This is a genomic window from Sphaerospermopsis reniformis, assembly GCF_005402885.1.
Classification (GTDB): Bacteria; Cyanobacteriota; Cyanobacteriia; order Cyanobacteriales; family Nostocaceae; genus Sphaerospermopsis; species Sphaerospermopsis kisseleviana.
The window spans coordinates 1-2,432 of the sequence record NZ_BJCE01000428.1 but is presented as its reverse complement, the minus strand read 5'-3'; the positions used below and the strand labels follow the sequence as shown (position 1 = coordinate 2,432).

General features: G+C 40.5%; 3 protein-coding genes. 1 reads left to right on the top strand and 2 read right to left on the bottom strand.

Annotated elements, in window-relative coordinates; genetic code table 11:
* Positions 1-261: 261 nt before the first annotated feature.
* Positions 262-1,020 carry a HEAT repeat domain-containing protein gene (locus FFR48_RS27265; RefSeq protein ID WP_096567867.1) on the top strand — a complete coding sequence of 253 codons (759 nt, stop codon included), beginning with the start codon at positions 262-264 and terminating at the stop codon, positions 1,018-1,020.
* A 66-nt stretch (positions 1,021-1,086) separates the two neighbouring features.
* Here FFR48_RS27265 and FFR48_RS27260 read toward each other — a convergent pair whose 3' ends face one another.
* Both FFR48_RS27260 and FFR48_RS27255 read right to left on the bottom strand, forming a co-directional pair.
* Positions 1,087-1,764 (bottom strand): uracil-DNA glycosylase, encoded by a 678-nt coding sequence (locus FFR48_RS27260; RefSeq protein ID WP_236104215.1) that lies wholly within the window; start codon positions 1,762-1,764, stop codon positions 1,087-1,089.
* Between the two features lie 86 nt (positions 1,765-1,850).
* Positions 1,851-2,225 carry a cupin domain-containing protein gene (locus tag FFR48_RS27255; protein WP_137669512.1) on the bottom strand — a complete coding sequence of 125 codons (375 nt, stop codon included), beginning with the start codon at positions 2,223-2,225 and terminating at the stop codon, positions 1,851-1,853.
* Positions 2,226-2,432: the final 207 nt, after the last annotated feature.

Below are 2,432 nucleotides of genomic sequence, written 5' to 3'. Positions count from 1 at the left end.
GCGGGGTCGGAATTGTAGTTCTACCGGAGTGATGGCGACTGACAGCTGGCTATTACAAACAGACGCCATCTTAGTGCTTGTGACTTCGTACATATTACCTAGAACCTCCGGCCTCCTACATCCTGCCTTCTTACGCCTGCCTCCTGCCTCCTACCTCCTGCCTCCTGCCTCCTACCTTCTGCCTCCTGCCTCCTGCCTCCTGCCTCCTGCCTTCTGCCTCCTGCCTCCTGCCTCCTATATAATTACTTTTTAAAAAATATTATGTACGACGAAGACGATATAAACCTACTTGATAACGAAGCTGATTTAGAAAGCCCCCTAGACAAAATAGAACCTATTACCCCTGAATCAGAAATAGTTAAACCTGATCCAGAGGCAATGTTAGCACTCTTGGAAGATCCTCAATCCCAGCAACGAATGTTAGCCGCCCGTGCATTTTGTGATATTCAAGATGAACGAGCCATACCCCATTTAATTCGCTTATTAACCGATTCTTGTCCTTTAGTTAGAGTTAGCGCCTCCTATGCCTTGGGACGTAACCCCAGCCCTGATGCTGTTGAACCCTTAATTAATCAACTTAACTGCGATTTTAATGGCTATGTCAGAAAAGGTGTAGTTTGGGCTTTAGGCAACTGCCGCGATCGCCGTTCCTTAAACCCCCTCATAGATGCCCTCAAAACCGACATTTCCGCCGTCCGTCTCTGGTCTGCCAGCGCCCTCGCCCAAATGGCAACTCTGGGTTATGAAGTAGTTATTGGCGCAATACCTCCCTTAATTGAAGCCCTTGTTCAAGACCCCATACCCGCCATCCGTAGTAACTGCGCTTGGGCAATCGGTCAACTGTGTAAAGAATTACCTTCTAATGTAGTATATGCTACAGCTATAGACGCATTAATTCAAGCCTTTGCTGAAGATAAAGATTTGGGTGTCAGAGAAGATGCCAAAGCTTCACTGCTGGGAGTTGGTGATCCCCGTGGTTTGCAATTAATCGAAACCCTAGAACAAGAAGGATGGTTTTAGGTAATTGACAATTGACAATTGATAATTGACAATTTTAGATTGGAGTTCAGAAAAACAATCCAAAATCTAAAATCCAAAATCCAAAATCGGCAACTCCCAATCAATCTCAGGTTTACCCCAACCACTTAAAGCTGAATTAATAGCTGAAAAAGGTTTACTACCAAAAAAACCATTACGTGCAGAAAGGGGTGAAGGATGAGCAGATTTAATTACTAAATGTCGGCTAGTATCAATTAATTTCAGCTTCTTTTGTGCATAACCACCCCACAACACAAACACCACCGGATCGGATTTTTCATTAACCTTTTGAATCACTGCATCAGTGAAAATTTCCCACCCTTGATTTTTATGGGAATTTGGTGTGTGCGCCCTCACAGTTAACACCGCATTTAACATCAATATACCCTGTTTAGCCCAATTCACCAAATAACCATGATTGGGAATATCACACCCCACATCCGCTTTCAATTCTTTATAAATATTCATCAGTGATGGTGGTGGTTTAATCCCCGGTTTCACAGAAAAACATAAACCATGAGCTTGGTTTTCATCATGGTAAGGATCTTGTCCCAATAACAAAACATTTACCTCTTCATAAGACGTTAATTCAAAAGCTGAAAAAACATCTTCTTCTGGTGGATAAATATTATAAGATTGTCTTTCCTCACTTAAAAACTCTTGCAGTTTATTAAAATAAGGTTTCTCTAATTCCTCTGCTAAAATTGATTGCCAAGAATTAGGCAATTTAACATTTTTCTCTATCAATTATCCTCACCTCATAATTCATACATAATGATCAAAACTCTTCCCAGTCAACAATCACCAATCACCTATTCTTCAGGACGTTCTATATCATCTTCCCCTAAATATTCACCATTTTGAATTTCTAGAATTACTAAAGGAATAGAACCAGGATTTTCTACCTTATGCAAAGTTGCAGCAGGTACATAAGTTGACTGGTTACTATTTAACAATATTTCCTCAACACCACAAGTTACTTTGGCCACACCAGAAACTACAACCCAATGTTCATGACGATGATAATGGATTTGTGGTTTAATACCTTGTCTAGGTTTAATTTCCACCCGACTAATTCGATAATTTTCCCCCTCTTCTATGACTTCTACATGACCCCAGTAACGTTCCCCTGAATGGGAAGAACATTTTTTAATATTGGACTTCATCTCATTCTCATGCTGACTCATAACTGATTTACTACCTGGTTTAATTGTTATACCTATACAATTTAGCTGTGTAACAGCTTATGAGAATGTAGTTCATTTACCAGGGTAAGAGCATCTCAATCAGGCTTGACATAAGGGCTTATCGGAATCTAATGTAGAGTCAATGAAACAAGAACTGAGAACTTGAATCATGTAATCGTTATCCATAGCAGTGCGCTTCATTTTTTG